Origin of the sequence: Nostoc sp., from assembly GCF_036917515.1 — a bacterium.
In the GTDB taxonomy this organism is placed as follows: domain Bacteria; phylum Cyanobacteriota; class Cyanobacteriia; order Cyanobacteriales; family Nostocaceae; genus Nostoc.
In genome coordinates, this window is the sequence record NZ_JBALDE010000142.1 from 17684 (window position 1) to 34291 (window position 16608).

Annotated in this window: 11 protein-coding genes and 2 pseudogenes; 4 read left to right on the forward strand and 9 right to left on the reverse strand. The window is 41.5% G+C overall.

Features of this window, described 5'->3' with window-relative positions; genetic code table 11:
- Positions 1-358 precede the first annotated feature (358 nt).
- The gene (locus tag V7K89_RS18570; RefSeq protein ID WP_335189612.1) at positions 359-2980 is read right to left on the reverse strand and encodes a M1 family metallopeptidase; all 2622 of its coding nucleotides are present in this window, start codon (positions 2978-2980) and stop codon (positions 359-361) included.
- Between the two features lie 1113 nt (positions 2981-4093).
- Between V7K89_RS18570 and V7K89_RS18575 the strand changes: the two genes are divergently transcribed.
- Positions 4094-5770: a DUF3352 domain-containing protein gene (locus V7K89_RS18575; RefSeq protein WP_335189614.1), complete on the forward strand. Its 1677-nt coding sequence runs from the start codon at positions 4094-4096 to the stop codon at positions 5768-5770.
- 112 nt (positions 5771-5882) lie between these two features.
- Here V7K89_RS18575 and mscL read toward each other — a convergent pair whose 3' ends face one another.
- Positions 5883-6314, reverse strand: a complete 432-nt coding sequence (gene mscL, locus V7K89_RS18580) for a large conductance mechanosensitive channel protein MscL (protein ID WP_335189616.1) — start codon at positions 6312-6314, stop codon at positions 5883-5885.
- 319 nt (positions 6315-6633) lie between these two features.
- Here mscL and V7K89_RS18585 point away from each other — a divergent pair, with 319 nt between their 5' ends.
- From V7K89_RS18585 to V7K89_RS18595, 3 genes and pseudogenes are all read left to right on the forward strand, one after another.
- On the forward strand, positions 6634-7554 hold the full coding sequence (locus V7K89_RS18585) for a class I SAM-dependent methyltransferase (protein ID WP_335189618.1): 921 nt from the start codon (positions 6634-6636) through the stop codon (positions 7552-7554).
- Positions 7547-8515, forward strand: coding sequence for a PrsW family intramembrane metalloprotease (locus tag V7K89_RS18590; RefSeq protein WP_335189620.1), 969 nt, complete (start codon positions 7547-7549; stop codon positions 8513-8515). Before V7K89_RS18585 ends, V7K89_RS18590 begins: the two co-directional genes overlap by 8 nt.
- A 33-nt stretch (positions 8516-8548) precedes the next feature.
- Positions 8549-9178: pseudogene (locus V7K89_RS18595) on the forward strand (Uma2 family endonuclease).
- Positions 9179-9254: 76 nt separating this feature from the next.
- Here V7K89_RS18595 and V7K89_RS18600 read toward each other — a convergent pair.
- From V7K89_RS18600 to V7K89_RS18630, 7 genes and pseudogenes are all read right to left on the reverse strand, one after another.
- Positions 9255-10127: a 6-carboxytetrahydropterin synthase gene (locus V7K89_RS18600; RefSeq protein WP_335189622.1), complete on the reverse strand. Its 873-nt coding sequence runs from the start codon at positions 10125-10127 to the stop codon at positions 9255-9257.
- A 239-nt stretch (positions 10128-10366) separates the two neighbouring features.
- A complete protein-coding gene (locus tag V7K89_RS18605) occupies positions 10367-11068 on the reverse strand; it encodes a J domain-containing protein (RefSeq protein ID WP_335189624.1) in 702 nt (233 codons plus the stop codon).
- A 15-nt stretch (positions 11069-11083) separates the two neighbouring features.
- Entirely contained in the window at positions 11084-12046 is a 963-nt protein-coding gene (gene cysK / locus V7K89_RS18610) for a cysteine synthase A (RefSeq protein ID WP_335189626.1), read from the reverse strand.
- Positions 12047-12254: 208 nt separating this feature from the next.
- A complete protein-coding gene (locus tag V7K89_RS18615) occupies positions 12255-12692 on the reverse strand; it encodes an RrF2 family transcriptional regulator (protein ID WP_335189627.1) in 438 nt (145 codons plus the stop codon).
- 377 nt (positions 12693-13069) lie between these two features.
- The gene (locus V7K89_RS18620) at positions 13070-14809 is read right to left on the reverse strand and encodes an iron uptake porin (RefSeq protein WP_335189629.1); all 1740 of its coding nucleotides are present in this window, start codon (positions 14807-14809) and stop codon (positions 13070-13072) included.
- 489 nt (positions 14810-15298) lie between these two features.
- On the reverse strand, positions 15299-15580 hold the full coding sequence (locus V7K89_RS18625) for a 4a-hydroxytetrahydrobiopterin dehydratase (protein WP_335189631.1): 282 nt from the start codon (positions 15578-15580) through the stop codon (positions 15299-15301).
- A gap of 755 nt (positions 15581-16335) precedes the next feature.
- Positions 16336-16608: pseudogene (locus V7K89_RS18630) on the reverse strand (photosystem II D2 protein (photosystem q(a) protein)); the annotation flags it as partial.

The following is a 16608-nucleotide window of genomic DNA, read 5'->3' on the forward strand; positions in this document are numbered from 1 at the left end:
GGCAATTTTAGCATCTGTTACTGCCTAGATTTGTTTATCTTTTTCTTAATTATACTTTATAAAACTACAACTACTTATCCAACTTTTAGATGATTTTATCTTTTCTTAACTTTAATTTATATAATTATAAATCTGTTATATGCGAATTGAAACTCAGTAACCGCTTACAACATAAAGATCCCCAACTTCTAAGAGAATTCGGGGATCTTGGTACTATGTTTATTTATACCTGTGATTTAAGTGGAAAATAACATATTTTATGTGTCCACAATAAAATTACAGTATCAACTAAAACCTTGGGAATTGTTAATAGCTTTGCCACAATTACCAATTACCTGCTTTTAATTGTCATGTAGTGCTATTTAGATTTGGCCTCCAAGTTTTCTAAACGGCTTCTCAATTCCTGGTTTTGTTGTTTGAGTTGGTCGAAATCTTCACGCAGTTGACGCAGGGTTTTTTCTGAACCAATGTTCTTTTGCACTTTGGAAATTTCTTCTTCAGCAGAGCGACGTACACGCCCATCGGCTGTTTGATCAACCAGCGATCGCAAAATTCCCACTGCTTTGGGTGTTTCCATTTGTCCTAATGCTGCGGCTACGGCTACTTGGGTTAAAAAGAAGGTTTCTTTGGCGAGTTCTGTTAATTTTTCTAAAATCCGTTCCAAATTAGCCGGACTTTGACCTACAGAAATCTTTCCTAAAGCGCGAATTGTGGCTAAACGTAGTGGTTGTGGTACACCGAGTTTGGTGTATTCGATCAGTAGATTTAAAGCTGCTTCTGAGGTTTTGAATTCAGCTAAACCAGCAATAGCCCCACTCCGCACAACTTCATTCCAACCTGCCTTTTCTTGCAAAACGGATTTCAGCAGCTTTAATACTTTGTCTTCCTTGGGTTTTTCTTCCGAGTTTGCCGATGCGATCGCCCCAATAACATAAGAAGCTGTTGCTTCCACGTAATAACTGGGATCGCCCTTTTGCACTAACCCTCTCACAGCTTTATAGCTTTCAGCAGTTTTGAATTGAGTAAGTGCTTCTACTACAGCTCGTCGCACATAAGCATTTTTATCTTTTAACCCAGCAATTAAGCCATCAAAGGCTTGATCTAAATTGATTTGGGCTAGTTGTTTTGCCACATCCACACGCACACCCCACAATGGGTCATTTTTTAGCGATGCAGACAGTGCTTTGATTGCTTCTAGCCCACCTTTTTTCGCCAAAGCTGCTGCTGCATAACTACGTGAAATCGGGTCGGGATCAAATTCTAACTGTGCTTTTAACTCCGCGATTGGATATTCCAAAGCTACTGTTTTTAGGTAATTATTTCCAACATCAAAGCTAATAAATTGTGGCTTATTCTCTAGGGGAAAGTAGAAGCTTTGTTCGCGTTCATTTACCCGGATAGTGAAAGTTTTGAGTGCTGAGAATGAAGTGCTGATTCCATTACTCCTGACTTCTTCCTGCTGGGTATAGCCAAAACCAATAGGTATTTTTAAATCAAACAAATCCTTACTGCTATTTGTACCTTCAGCAGCTTGGGTTTGAGTTACTGTAATTTTTGCTAAATTAGCATCCCCATCCCAAGAGTAACCTACTTTAAAATCGGGATGACCACCACGATAAACGTATTGGTCAAAGAGGAACAAAAGATTACGTCCGGTTGCCTTTTCAATTGCCCTAAGTAAGTCTACTGTTTCTACAGTTTTATGGGCATTATCTTGGACAAATGTTTGAATTGCCTGCCAAAACAACTCATCTCCCAATTGCGCCCGAATCATGTGATAAACACAAGATCCTTTTTCGTAAATGTGGCGATCGTAAAGTTCAATCGCTTCTCGGTAAACGTGCGTTACCATTGGACGGCGATAACGGCTGCTATCTTCACTTAAGTAACGACGGGCTTCCAATAAACGATAGTAAGCTGCTTCTTCTAGACTATATTCCTGTTCTGTCCACATCACCTCAGAGTAAGAAGCCATCCCTTCTTTAATCCAAGCATGAGACCAATGCTTAATCACCACCAAATCACCAAACCACTGATGTGCAAGTTCGTGAACGACTAAAGCTTCAGTGTTGCGGTTATCTAAAGCGGCGCGTTCATCCAGCAGGCATCTATCTGTTAACAGTGTTGTAGAAGTATTTTCCATCCCCCCAAAGATGAAGTCATCGACGCAAACCTGAGCGTATTTCGGAAAAGGATATGGATAACCATACTTTTGGCTCAAAAATTCGATCATGCGGGGAGTTTTTTCCATGCTGCGTTTAGCATCTTCCTCGCGTCCCTTTTCTACGTAGTAGGTAACTGGTTTACCATTCCACTCATCCTGAATTTCGGCAAAGTCACCTATTGCCAAAGTCATTAAATAGGTAGGATGAACTTGTTGCTGTGACCAATGGTAGATTTTGTAATCACCATCTTCTGTGGTGTTAATCAATTCGCCGTTGGAAATCGCCACCAGAGGGTTGGGAACGCGGACACGAATTTCCGAAGTAGACAGTTGTCCTGGATAGTCAAAGCAGGGGAACCAAAAGCGAGAGTCTTCGTCTTCTCCCTGAGTCCAAACTTGAGTAGGTTTATTTGGGTAGTGCTTATCCGGTTGAATAAAATAAATACCGCGTTGTGGTTTTGTTACTGAGTAAGCGATCGCAATCAGCAAGCGTTGACCAATCTGGGTTACCTGAGAAAGTTGAATGGAAAGCTGTTCTCCGTCATAGTCAAAATTTTGTGGCACTTCGTCCACCTGCACAGACTCGATATTTAGGTTGACAGCATCCAAAGTCAAACGATCAATACCATTACGGATTGGCAAGAGGCGAATGCTACAACTGCCCTGATAGCTTTGCTTGGGAATATCCAAGCTGAGATCGAGGAAAATATGCTCTACCTGTCCGGGGCGATCGGGGTTGTAGTGTGGTCTTGCTCCCGGTAACTCAAAAGGTTTGTGTCCGTTATTATTATCTGTATCAAAATAAGACTGCGACATTGATGCTTAATGACCTTGTAATCCTGAAAAGTCTGGCTTGATTGGATGTAGTTAAGAAAAATAGCAGTGTTTGATATATTTCCCAAATCAACAGGGCATTATGGAGGTGAGAACTTCCTTTTGGGATTGGGGGATTAAAATTAATCTCACCCAAACTTGCAAAGAGCGGCTACCGATCCTTGGGTTTTTTCTATATTCCTCCCGCATTTACTTTTTCTGATGTTTTGCACTTTTTTGGCATTGAGTCAAGAATCTCTTGCACCTCGATAGATTCTCATTAAGTACAAATACTCCTAATTATTTTTATAACTTAGGATAGCTTGCTGCTAAACACGCTACTTTGTTTAAAATGAACAGCATATCATTTGCAGATTCGCTCCTCATCTGGTTGAAGTATTTTTGAGAATAATTTTAGACCGCTAATTTATAGGATTACTAATTTTATCAGTAAATACCAATTGGAGTTGAAACTAAATGCAAGACACCAGTTGTGTAAGAGTACAATAACAGATTTCTGTCTCCGTAAAAACTCCCATACTGGCAAGTGCCTGTAAAAGTCACTCAAAGGAGACGCTTGTACATTGACGTTGCGCTTCCCAAATCCTCTTAACTTCTTTAACAAATCAGCGTAGGCGTAGCCCGTCGTAGACATCGCTAGCTTGTTTGCTGCATAGATGGATTGCAAGATCCAAGTGCTATAGCAATCTTAAATCATTCGTAAACAACGAGATTCCCAACTTTTTAGAGAAGTCAGGAATTTTAGCCTTGTAATTTTTACAAATCAGATCGGATTGCTATGTATTTAATGTGCAGAAACATAATTTGTAGTGAAAAATCACTTTTAAGTTGGATATTTGCTGATTGAACATCAGATTTAATTGAGAGATTTTCCTATTAAGAGCTAATTAATGATGCATATCAAAAGCAACAATTTTCAGCAAGGAAGATGTAGATGTGCAGTTTGTCAATGAGTATGCTGCTAAATCCTTTGGTCATAGGTTAGTCTAAACTCCAGTAGCGATGGATTAACGGAAATTACTCATAAATCCGAAAACTCTATAGTGACACTTGTATAAATCTCGGTGACAATCTGAGCAAAAAGAGGATAATAAAATGCCAGAAAGTAAATCAAAATTTCTCATTCCTGCTGTTGGTGCTACTGTCGTTGTCGCCGGAAGTATAGCAGCTTATATGTACTTTAAAGGCTCACCAAGAGGTAGTTCGGACGCTCTTGGCAGTGCTAAAGTAGTACCTTCAACAGCACTGATGGCAACTTATATTACTACTGACTCTCAAGCCTGGGCAAAATTACAGCAGTTTGGCACTCCAGAAGCACAAAAGTTAATGGCAAAAGGTCTGGAAAATTTCAATCAGCAAATGTTCAGTGACAGTAACGTTTCTTATGAAAAAGACATAAAACCTTGGGCTGATGGTGTGATGATTGCTGTATTGCCACCAAATCCTGTAAAACCAGCACAGTTAAAGGTACCCTCTGGGGCACCTAATGTACCAACAAATTTACAGCAGGAATCAAATATCCTGATAGTGGTGGGAATCAAGGACAAACTTAGCGCCTTGAATTTTGCTAACAAATTGAAGTCACAAAAAGGAGTGAAATTACAGGAATCTGACTATCAAGGTCAAAAAATTGTCGAAACTACACAAAATGGCAAGCCGACGTATAGTGTAGTTTTAAATGATAGTCAGTTGGTATTAGCCCCCGAAAAGCAAGCTGTAGAAAAAGCAATTGATACGTTTAAGGGACAGTCTTCTTTTGCCAGTAAAGAAGGTGCTAGCAGCATTCTTAAAGGAGTAGATGTTAAAAACAGCCTTGCCCAAATTTATGTACCAGACTATGCCGGGATGATACAGCAATTAACTGCTGGAAATCCGCAGGCAAAGCAGTTACCCCCACAAACCCTGACACAACTCAAGCAGATAAAATCTGTGATAGCAGGTGTTGGTGTTGATGATGCGGGAGTGCGAGTAAAAGCGATCGCTAATTTAGATCCGCAATTAAATAAATTTCAGTATCAATCAAGTCCTGGGAATATAGTCGGACAATTTCCTGCCGATACCTTTGCTTTGATCAGCGGAAATGGTATCAGCCGTGGTTGGGAAGTGCTAGTAGAGCAGTCAAAAGATTATCCAGAAATGAAGCAAGCTCTAGAACAAGCGCGAGGACAACTGAAATTTGTCAATCTAGACTTAGATAAGGATATTTTTGGCTGGATGAATGGGGAATTCGCCTTTGGTGCGATTCCATCAAATCAAGGAGTGTTAGCGAATGTTGGTTTTGGAGGTGCTTTAGTATTTGACACTAGCGATCGCAAAACTGCCGAAGCCACCTTAACCAAATTGGATACCCTTGCTAAAACTCAACAAATCAACGTCGCCAACAGAAATATCGGTGGTAAAGACGTAACTGAATGGCAAATTCCCCGGCAAGGAGCTTTATTGGCACATGGTTGGCTAGATCAAGATACTGTATTTATAGCTCTTGGTGGCCCAATTGCTGAGGCAGTTAGCGATCACAAAAATCCATCTCTCGACACTAGCGACGCCTTCAAAGCCGTTACTGGTTCTTTGCAAAAGCCCAACGGCGGTTATTTCTATCTAGATATAGATAAAACTAAAACTGTGCCCCTAATCAATAGTTTTGTATCATCTAACGCAGATACCATCACCATCCTGAATTCCATTCGTGGTCTTGGTTTTACCGCTATTAGCCCTGATAAATCCACCAGTGAATTAGAAATGTTGTTAGCTCTCAAGCCTACTGTAAAGTAGGGCATAGGACATAGGGCATAGGGCATTGGACATTAGGTATTGATTATTCTCCTCTGCTCCCCTGCTCCCTTATCCTCTGCCTGCTCTGCTTCCTCATCCCCCCACTCCCCACTTACAAAACTTGATTATTCCGAGTTTCCAAGGTTTGGTTGAGTCTATCCAACGCGCCAGTCAATCTTTCTTGGGCTATAAGGTTAGGATCTGGCAAGGGTTCATCGGCGACTTCTTCTTGTCTCTTGAATTTTTGTAAGGCTCGAATTGCCACAAATAAAACTAAGGCAATGATTACAAAGTCAACTATTGCGCCAAGAAATTCACCAATCTTGATTCCCGGGCCAATGACGATTGTTCTCCAGTCTTTGCCAGCAAAACTAACCAAGGGATTAATCAATGGCATGATCACATCTTCAACAAGAGAAGTGACAATCTTACCAAAAGCACCACCAATGATGACGGCGATCGCCAAGTCAACTACATTGCCTTTAAGGGCAAAATCTTGAAAATCTTTTAAAAAGCCACTTGCTCTTCTTCTTGCTCTGGCCATATTTGACTCCAATAAGCTTAACTTACTGTATATAAATGGCACTCAGCTTTTTGCTATCCCTGTTGAGACAAATGCTGCTAAGTATGAAAATTTTACCAGTTTTGAATAAAATTCTCTGATAAATACAAAATGTAAACCAGCATAATTCTCATTTTTTCACAACTTTGCTACTCTGCAAATGTCAACTTTCTATAATAATATTTGTTACTTGGGGCAAGCTAAAGGAGGCAGACTGCCGTTATACAATTCAATTCATTTCTAGACTGCCGTCCAGCAAGTATGTCATAAGTAGAAAAGGCTGTTAAATGCAAACTGATTTATGACCGTTGCTGTAAACAATAATCCTGGTTTAGCTTCCCGCTTGGTGAATGGCATATTGGCAATCCAGCCTTTAGCTAATCTAGCCAAGCATCAAGCTAGACAAATGATGATTAAACGTGCCGAGAGAATTGGTGTGCCTTGGACGCAAGAAGTCGAAACACTACAAGCGCGTGATTGGAAAACCGATCTAGCTCAAGTAGAAAATCCTCAGCTTTCCTATCCAGAATACTATTTGCGGCCATTCCATGCCTACGAAGGTGGAGACCTCAGTTGGAAAGCGGCTTGGGAGCTAGAAGTTGCTGCTCATACTGTCCATGCCGGAATTTGGCCAGATGCTGGAGCAGAAGGAGATGCTAAACTACGCCAAAGTTACCACGATATCCTCAAGGTGCAAATCCCCAATCAACCCCAAGACATCCTAGATTTGGCCTGTGGTGTGGGTTTGAGTACATTTACCATACAAGAAATTTATCCCTATGCCAAAATTACAGGCTTGGACTTATCTCCCTACTTCTTAGCCGTAGCTAATTACCGCGCCCAACAACGCCAAGCTAAAATTAACTGGCTTCATGCCCAAGCTGAATCTACCGGACTACCTGATGCCTCGTTTGATTTAGTTTCCATTTTCCTGATGTGCCACGAATTACCCCAATCAGCAACCCGACAAATTTTAGCTGAAATGCGGCGCGTGTTGCGTCCGGGTGGTTATTTAACAATCATGGATATGAATCCCAAATCTGAAGTTTACAAGAAAATGCCAGCCTACATTTTGACTTTGCTCAAAAGTACTGAACCATATTTAGATGAATATTTTGCTTTAGACATTGAGCAGGTTATTGTTGAGGCGGGTTTCCAAACTCCCACTATTACCAACAATACCCACCGTCACCGTACAGTAATCGCTCAGGTGAGTGGTTGATTTATCTCTAGTGTTGTGGGCAGCAATACCACCCTTGCTGTTGCTAGGCTACTACTACTGTCGGATGCCATTTGCCCCACCTGTATTAAAGTTATTGATGTTCTTTATCATTGGGGCAATATCTGGTTTTTTAGCCCTTAGACTCGAATCGGATTTTGAAATTGTAGTGAACTCTTTTGTACACTGGCATCAGATTAAGCGATCGCTTCTTGGTACAGGTTTGCGGCAACTTGTGGAAATAGGCCCAATCGAAGAAGGCTGCAAGTTAACTGCGGTTGTTGTCCCAACCTACTATCTGCAACACAAGTATCGATTACTTCACTCTACGGTTTTCCTGTTCACGATCGCCGTTTCCCTTGGATTCACTGCCGAAGAAAACTGGATTTACCTTTTCCACGGTACAGCATCAATTTTTGAACGTACTATCGGCACGCCAGTCCATGCTATGTTCTCTGCACCTTGGGGATATGCTTTAGGAATCTATATTTCCTCTAAAAATCGATTCAATCGAGACAAGAAGTTTATTTTTAGGGCTTGGCTAAATTCTGTAATCTCTCACGCCCTAGTTAATATCCTATCTATTGCTTGGGGTTATTCATTACCCCTACGTTTCCTAAGTTATGGTTTATTCCCGTTTTTGTTGTGGATGTTTTGGCGACTGGAACAATTACAGCGAAAAGTACAAGGTAAACCTGTAATTACCCTGATTTGGGGCCGTACACCCCAGCGCCGTTACTGGCAGAGGAGTTTAGTGTTGTTTGCCCTTGTGCTGGGTGGAAATGCTATTTTCGGGCTGTTTCTCTTAGTCAGGACTATTAGTCCTTTGAGTCCGTCAAAGCTTTTTGACACTGATATTTTGTCGTTTATAGTTAGTCGCTTTTTACTAAATCTCTTTTTCGGAGTTTTAGCGTGGGGCATTTATCGCTATTTGCGACATTTCGCCCGCCGTCAGTATTTTTAAAAGTATCATTTAAGAAAAAGCTAGGGGGTTTCTATGCAAACAACTCCAGTGCGTTGGACGACTGCTGACCTAGAGCTATTTGCTGGCGATTCTCGTTCCAAGACACTTCGTGAACGCAGAAATCGCTATGAGATTATTGATGGAGAGCTATTTGTGACCAAACCACTTAGTTGGGATCATCAATCAAGTTGTGGCAATATTGTTACAGTTCTTAACAATTGGTCCGATGAAACTGATTTAGGTAAAGCTGCGTAGATGCGTTCGCGTAGCGTCTCGAAGAGAAGCAGCTTGTCGTTAAACATCGCACCTGGAATTATTTTCTCAGATTCGGACAATGTGATTCCTGATGTGGTATGAGTAAGTCATGAACGCTTAAAATACTTGCTAGATGAAGCTGGACACCTCACGGGCGCACCAGAGTTAGTGGTAGAGGTTTTGTCACCCGGCGAAAAAAAACGAGAAACGCGATAAGGAACAAAGCTAAAGCTGTACTCAGTGCAAGGAGTTCAGGAATATTGGATTTGCGATTCTGTACAGAAGAAAGTTGAAGTTTATCGACGCGAATAGGCTGCATTAAAGTTAGCAGCTACTTTATTTAGTCAAGATGAACTGACAAGTCCTTTGCTACCAGGTTTTAATTGCTTAGTAAGTAAACTTTTCTAGGTGGGCATTGGGCATTGAGCCTTGGGCATGGGGATGATAGATATTCCCTATGTCTTATACCTGAATTTTCAATTAGCTAAACTCGCGCTAGTACTGGCTGATTAACAGTTGCGCTGACTGAATCAGATTCAGAGTCCGTACAGTAGATTTCGCAGGAGTTATTGGGACTTTCAATCAGTTTTACTTTGTACAGTTTAGCTCCCAATTCCTCAATAGGCGATCGCACTAAATTACTAATGTAAAGTGCGATATTTTCAGCAGTGGGTATAACTTCGGCAAAATAGGGAATATCTTTGTTTAAAAAGGTGTGATCGAATGGCTCTAGCACATAATTTTCTACCACTTGATTCAGGGCACCTAAATCAATAATCATACCAGTACGTGGGTCAATTTTCCCTTTAACAGTGACTTCTAGATGGTAGTTGTGTCCGTGACCGTTGGGACGAGCGCATTTACCATAAATCTCAGTATTTTCTTCGTTACTGAGGTTAGGATGAGCTAGCCGATGGGCGGCGCTAAAGTGATTACTGATGCTGAGGTAGGCTTCCATTGCGTTTCCCATATAATCTGCCCAAAGTTCAGGATGTTCAAATAACTGCACGCGGACTACAGGCAAATGAGGCACTAGCCGCTGCCAGATAATTCGTGCAATATTCTCAGTAGTGGGCAGAGTTTGTTGAAATTCTGCCCACACATCGTTGAGATAAGAGAAGTCCAATTGACTAATAACTTCCCGTTTAATTACGTGTTTCACATCAGACAAGTTCAGCACCATGCCATATTTATCCAATTCCCCGGCTAGGGAGATGAATAAAACATAGTTATGTCCGTGTCCCGGAAATCTAGTACCAGCACCAAATTTCTCAATATTCTCGGCTTCACTCAGTTCTGGCAACCAATAACGATGACTTGCTGAAAACTGGGCGCGGCGATTAACAATACATTGCATGAGTAAACTATGAACAGAATTTAAAATTTCTTAATCTTTTTCTGTTTACAGCATAAACTAATTCCTAAGTTATGTGTCATTTGTCATTTGTCATTTGACATGCAGCGATATTGACCCATGTCTAATGCCCAATGACGCCAGTCTCCTCAAGTCGGGAAACCCTTTCGGCAATCGCTCATGGGGGAAACCCCCAAGACCGCGTTGCCTCACTACAGCGCTGGCTCCCCAATGCTCAATGATTATGTAACAGACGCTTGTGCTTCACAGTGCAATCTCGTAGCTATGCGGAATAGTTCATGACCTGTGTGTAAATAGCGCTCATCGTAGTTCAAAGGAAAATAACCTAATTCATCGAGTCCATCTGCTACTTGATCGAGGCTGTAGTAAAGGTGAGCCGCTGTTCTGGCTAGACTAGGGGGATTTGGCAGGGAGCGAAAAGCAGTTTGTGCCTGTTTGAGGTCATCTCGACAGGTTTTTAAGTATTCTTGAAATTCATCTAACAACTCATCATCAAAGGGATCGGCAGCTAATTGTTCCATTTGTTCTTCTAACGAATAAAGAATGGTACAAAGCAAGCGATTAACTGGTTGATAAACTTGGCGCAGCCATTCTTCAACTTGCTCGTCAACATCTCGTCCAGTTTTTCGTCTTGCTTGATAATGTTGTTGGGCTGATGCTGTACGCTGTTGGCGATCGCTATTTAATTTTTGGGATTCATTTTGCAGTTCTTGGTCATAATTGCGGCGATTTTGATTGTCACCTAAGACCTCATAAGCTGCATTGATGCAGATAATTTGTTCGCGATCGGCTGTTTCCTGATTACTGTCAGGATGAAACAACTTAACCAAGCGGCGATAAGCTTGCTTAATCTCCGCAAGGCTTGCACTTGGACTAACTTTGAGAGTTTCGTAATGGTTAGAAACGTGCTTATAATTGACCATTAATTCAATTTATCGTTAACTGACGCTAGCCGCTAGCCTTGTCTCTAGGTCTTGAAACAACGGTGTACTCAAATACCTCTCACCAAAACTGGGCTGAATCATCACAATTAAACGTCCCTGATTTTCTTGACGTTGGGCAACGCGAATTGCTGCACATAAAGCGGCTCCACTGGAAATACCAGATAGTAGCCCTTCTTCTTTTGCCAAACGCCGACTGTAGGCGATCGCTTCTTCATCGGTGACGGTAATCACTTCATCTATCAATTTTATCTCTAATACTTGAGGAATAAATCCAGCACCAATTCCCTGGATTTTGTGAGATCCTGGTCGTCCTCCAGATAAAACTGGGCTATTGGCTGGTTCAACTGCGATCGCCTTAGCGTTAGGCTTGCGTGCTTTAATCACTTCTGCTACACCAGTGATCGTACCACCTGTACCCACTCCGGCGACAATTATATCAACTTGTCCATCGGTATCTTCCCAAATTTCCTCTGCTGTAGTTTCCCGATGCACTTTTGGATTAGCTGGATTGCGAAACTGCTGCAACATATAGGTATTTGGTGTAGTATTAACTATTTGCTGCGCTCGCCCAATTGCCCCACTCATGCCTTCCATTCCGGGTGTTAGTTCCAGTTCTGCCCCGTATGCTCGCAACATTGCCCGACGCTCTCCACTCATCGTCTCTGGCATTGTCAAAATTAATCGATAACCCTTAGCTGCTGCTGCCATTGCTAGGGCAATTCCAGTGTTTCCAGAAGTGGGTTCTACTAATACTGTCTTAAAAGGAGTAATTAGTCCCTCTTCTTCAGCAGTGTTAATCATACTTACCCCAATCCGGTCTTTAACTGATGCTGATGGATTCAGACTTTCTAGTTTCACCAAAATTTCTGCAACACATCCTTCTGTTTGAGGAATACGGTTCAACTGTACTAGAGGGGTACGACCAACCAGTTCTGTAATGTTACGAGCTATTTGCATAAATTAGTCCTTAATCATGAAGTAGAGTGACATAAATAATTGTAATTAGGACAAGGCAGGAGGCAAGAAGCAGAGGGCAAGAGGGAAGGGGTTTTTAGCTATTTTGTCCTTGACTGATATAGTTAAGTTTATTTGTGTACTTCCTACTTAATTATTTAGTTATTAGCTATTGGTCATTAGTCATCAAACACTGACAAATAACTCTTGACTAAATGTAGTACATGATATCCAATTGCTGCCGCGAATTTCGTTTTTCACAAAGATCCTGGAGGGTATATTTTTGCAAGACAGAATTTGCTGCGCGACTTGCTTCTTGCCAAATTTCTTCTATAACTGAACTGTCTGTGCTTTTGGAATTAACGTTTTCTTCACCAGTCTGTGCCTCTAAGCCTTCTAAACATTCCAAAATCTCAAAAAGGATGATTTTTCGTGGTTCTCGCGTTAATAGATAGCCACCTTTTGACCCACGCTGACTTTTAACTATACCGCCACGCCTCAAAGTTGCTAGTAGTTGTTCCAGATAGCGATCAGGTATGTTTTGTTGTGCTGCAATTTGTCGAATTTGCAGCGGTTCACCGCTTTCGTAATGAGCGGCCATCTTTAATAACGCGAGAATTGCGTATTCCGATTTACAGGATAGTTCCACAAGCAGCAATAAGATTAGGGGTTGGAAATTAGGAATTAGGAGTTAGTCAATTTGGATTTGATATTTTTGCTTCAATCTCAAATCCAAAATTTAAAATCTCAAATTGACAGAGTTAGAATATTACACAATATGTAGCTTTTTATCGCCAACTTCTACTAAAAAAGCTGCTTACTGCGTAAGTCACTTCTAGAGTGGGCATTACAATAACTACCTGATGGTCTATTCATATAAAACCCGCCATAACTTATAACTTCTAACTTTTCTAGTATACTCCGGTTAACTACTGGGGTTTATCGATTTTTGCTACTGAAAACAAAAAACCCCGCCTGATGACGGGGAGAAATACAGTTCAAAATTGTCAGTGGATAGTCAACACCCTAGAAGGTAAAAGTAGTTCTGAGCGTACCGATAATAGCATCATCATTACCGCTATTTTGATCAGGAGAGGTCAACCAGATTACACCAGGGGTGATGGAAACGTTATCTGACACGCGATACTTGTAAAAGCCTTCAAAGTGATAGGGTAGATCATTATTACCACCACCAGGCAGACCTACTCGGTTACGGGAATAAGGTTCTACACCAGCAAAAAGACCTAAAACGTTACCCTGTTTACCAAAATCGACTAAAGCAAGCCCAGCACCATAGCTCCAAGCTTCATAATCATCACCAGCACCGAAGCCGGTGATATCGTGGTAAGACGCAAAGCCACTAATTGACAGTTTGTCGCTGGGTCTAAATGCAGCCGACACACCGTAAGAGTTGCTAGAACCTACATTTAGTAAAGTGTTAGCTTGTCGAGTACCTACTGCAAGAAGCTCTGGGTTTGATGTGGAACCCGAGTTAAATAAAGCACCGCCAGCTGCATTATATCCATGGACGTAAGTAGCAGCTAAAGCTAAACGATCACCGACACTAAAGTTCAACTGTCCCAAAGCAGCATAACTGCCGTCGATCAGACCTGAACTAAGATTAATAACACCAGGATCATTAGCTTGCGATGCCAAGTAACCCCCAGTAATTGAACTATTTCCCAGGATGCCACCACCTTTACCAAGGGGTAGATTGATCGCTATACCTGCACCGCCACCAATCCGATAGATGGGACTTTCAGAAGCAAAGGTAGACAAAGCACCATTACCACCATCAGTTTGATCAAAAAAGTAAGGATTATTGACTGGTGCATAATGGCTGTGACGACCACCACTAGCTGCTAGGTAAACTTGGGCTGGACCTATGGGAACTTCATAGGTCAAGCGGTCTATTTTGATACTATTGTTCCCATCACCAGCACCAATTTGAAATGTTTGTCTGCCTTCAGCATCACCGAGAGCATTGAGATTATTATTAGCGTCATCCCTTAGTGAAAAGGCTGTTGCATTACCTGCTGCCAGACGTGTGTGCAAAACATCTCTACCTGTGAAGCTGGTTTGCAAGTCTAAACGTACCCGATCTTGGAAGACAGTATTGTTAGCGTCACCAGTGTTACCTCCAAACGCATCACTAACGGCAAAAACAGCTTCACCGACTAGTTTTGTGGTAGTGGAGAACTGATTAGCTTCTAATTCAGCGGTACGCGCTTCTAAGGAATCTACACGACCGCGTAGGGTTGCCAATTCTGCGGAAAATTCTTCTTGCAACCGTTGTAGGGTAGCTAAATCTTGTTTTGTCACCAAGTCAGCTGTTGCTGTAGCAATCAATTCGTTAACCCGATCCAAACAAGCATTCAAACCAGCGGCAAATTCATAACGGGTCAAAGCACGATTACCGCGATAAGTGGAATTTGGATAACCTGCAATACAACCATAACGCTCAACCAAAGACTGCAATGCTTGGAATGCCCAGTCAGTGGGTTGTACGTCGGAAAATTGAGAAACTGATGTTACTTGGGACTGAGAGTTATTTTGATTACCTTCGTTACTGTAGCGGTTAACTTGATCTATAGTTGTTTGAGCCAATACTTCTGGCTGTTGGGCAACTTCGGTTACACCTAATTGTTTAGCTGATGATACTTTTGTGGTTGGGTTTGGAGCCGCCATTGCTGCGGTCGAAACCAACAACGTTGCTCCCAAAACTGCTGGACTAACCACTAAGGATTTCCACAACAGATTAGACATCTTTTCCTTACTCCTCACACCTTGTTTAGATAATTGATTTCGTTGCACCTAATTCTCGAAAATGTGATATCTCATTCAAACCTGTGGATGAGACATAGTTGCCACTAATACAATTCTAGTTTTTGCAAAGCTAATAAACGATTAACTTGGGGTTAAAAACTGATGTGATTAACTTATGCAAAAACATATCTTTATATCATAACATTATAAAGCATGCGATCTAGATGGCAAGATTGCAGCGATCGCCTTAATAACTGTCACACATACTTTTCTAAATATGTAAGCAGGGAGTAGGGTTTGGGTCATTCGCTCTCTACTCAGGCTAAATTGCTGAAGGCTTTAGACACTTAGCAGTTTGCCAGCAAAAATCGCTTCTTCCATCTATCCCTAGTATAAATCTCATGCCAGTTAGAACACACTGGCTCGGCTATACAAAGCTTGTATCGTGGTGACTTCCTGTCGTCTGGTGCAAGATTTAAAAGAAATCACTTAGTCGATCTGGGAAATCACTCGTGCTACATCAAAGTCTAGCTGCGTCAATCCGCCTGCATCATGTGTTGTGAGTATAATCTTTACTTTATTGTAGGAAATTTCTATATGTGGATGATGTCCCGCTGACTCTGCTGGCTTCACCAGCTTATTGACAAACTCAATTGCTTCCACAAAATCTTTGAATGTGCGGGTAATCTCCAATTTGGAGTCGTCAACAGTCCAATCTGACAGACTCTTTGCCTGTTCTATAATTTCCGCTTCGGTGAGTAGTTGTGCCATATCAATAAATTCCTACTTAATATATCTGTTACATTTTGCATCTGACAAAGGCAAACCTCTTTTTATTCTCCACACAGAAAGTATGGAAGGATAATTTCAGGCTTGATGCCTTGGCAAATAGACGCTATTGCCCACATCTGGTCAGATTCCAAAGTTTAATGTAAGATATTTTCTTTTTAAGAAAACTTAAATAGGTTGGCTTTGTCTATGGCAGCCATCGTTATTTATCGTTTTAACTAACCATTGATAAAGCAAAAATTACCCATAAAAAACTATCCGCCCTGATTCAGATCGGATGATCTAAGTCAGAGCGGTCTAGCGGGTCTTCAGGTTGCAACCAGACTGCCGGAAGGAACTCCGAGCTTGCCTAGCTACTTGAGCTAACTTAGTATCTCAAAGATGACTAAGGCTAACTTTTAGAGAACAGCCCCGGCACACAGCCGGCTAACTGCAACCTGATGACCCATGCATTTACTACTTTCTATCATGGGCATCACCTCCTTGTTGCCTAAGCGGTCTTGGTTTCAAAAGGGCAGAGGATTTACTCTGGGTTTATAACCTTTATCTAACATAACATAAAAATTTAGAGATATTAACTATATAAAGAAAAAATCTCCCACTTTTTGGTGAGAGATTACTTGAGAATAGTGAAAATTGACACTTTATTGGCTGATTACAAGGAGATTATTTTAATCTGGGTGTGTCAATTTCTGCCAACCACAAACCTGATTTAGGTCATGGTCAAATTTGAATTCTTAGAGAGCGTTACCGCGAGGTAAAACTTCTTCAGGGAATACAAATTGTTCGTGGGGTTGATCTTGAGGAGCCATCCAAGCGCGGATACCCTCATTGAGCAAAATGTTTTTGGTATAGAAGGTTTCAAACTCTGGGTCTTCCGCCGCCCGCAATTCTTGGGAGACGAAATCATAAGCTCGCAGGTTGAGTGCTAAACCGACGATGCCGACGGCACTCATCCACAAGCCTGTGACTGGTACGAACAACATAAAGAAGTGCAACCAGCGCTTATT